This is a genomic window from Flavobacterium melibiosi, assembly GCF_048158545.1.
In the GTDB taxonomy this organism is placed as follows: Bacteria; Bacteroidota; Bacteroidia; order Flavobacteriales; family Flavobacteriaceae; genus Flavobacterium; species Flavobacterium melibiosi.
In genome coordinates this window covers 1-1,183 of record NZ_JBLNKU010000033.1, presented here as the reverse complement: position 1 = coordinate 1,183, position 1,183 = coordinate 1, and the positions used below count along the sequence as shown (strand labels likewise).

The 1,183-nt window shown below is 43.0% G+C and carries 1 pseudogene; it reads right to left on the bottom strand.

Annotated features, from left to right (window positions below):
- Positions 1-1,183, bottom strand: a pseudogene (locus ACM55F_RS18755) (gliding motility-associated C-terminal domain-containing protein); the annotation flags it as partial.

Below are 1,183 nucleotides of genomic sequence, written 5' to 3'. Positions count from 1 at the left end.
CACATTGAACAGTAACATTCGCTGGTAAAGCTTCAACAAATACAGGAGCCGTTGTATCTTCAACAGTCACAATTTGAGTATGAGTTGTAGTAAGACCACAAGAATCAGTAGCAGTCCAAGTACGCGTTAGTGTATAAGCACCGGCACATAATCCTGGAGTAGTTGTTTGATTGTAAGTTACAGTAGCATCACTACAATTATCAGTTGCGGTTAGCGTAGCAGCAGTTGGAACAGCACCACATTGAACAGTAACATTCACTGGTAAAGCTTCAACAAATACAGGAGCCGTTGTATCTTCAACAGTCACAATTTGAGTATGAGTTGTAGTAAGACCACAAGAATCAGTAGCAGTCCAAATACGCGTTAGTGTATAAGCACCGGCACATAATCCTGGAGTAGTTGTTTGTTCGTAAGTTACAGTAGCATCACTACAATTATCAGTAGCTGTTAGCGTAGCAGCAGTTGGAACATTAGAACATTGAACAGTTACATTTTCGGGTAAAGTTTCTATAAATGTCGGAGCAGTTTCATCAACCGTTCTGATTAAATTTTGAGTCACGTTGATTGTGTTTCCACAAGCATCCGTCACACTGTATGTTCTGATTGTAGTTTCACTACAACCCACTAAAGCAGGAACACTATCACCAACAAAAGCCACAACCGGAGTGGAACAAGCATCCGCCTCATCAGTCACTACAGCAGTATCAGCAGCAGGGAAAGTTCCGTTGCAACCGATAAGAGTAATATCAGCAGGGTTAGAAGCAGTCGGAGCAGTTTCATCCACCGTTCTGATTAAATTTTGAGTCACATTGATTGTGTTTCCACAAGCATCCGTTACACTGTATGTTCTGATCGTAGTTTCAGTACAACCCACTAAAGCAGGAGCACTATCACTAACGAAAGCCACAACCGGAGTAGAACAGGTATCGGCCTCATCAGTCACTACAGCAGTATCAGCAGCAGGGAAAGTTCCGTTGCAACCGCTAAGAGTAATATCAGCAGGGTTAGAAGCAGTCGGAGCCGTTTGGTCAACCGTTCTGATTAAATTTTGAGTCACATTGATTACGTTTCCACAAGCATCCGTCACACTGTATGTTCTGATCGTAGTTTCAGTACAACCCACTAAAGCAGGAGCACTATCACCAACAAAAGCCACAACCGGAGTTGAACAGGCATCCGCCTC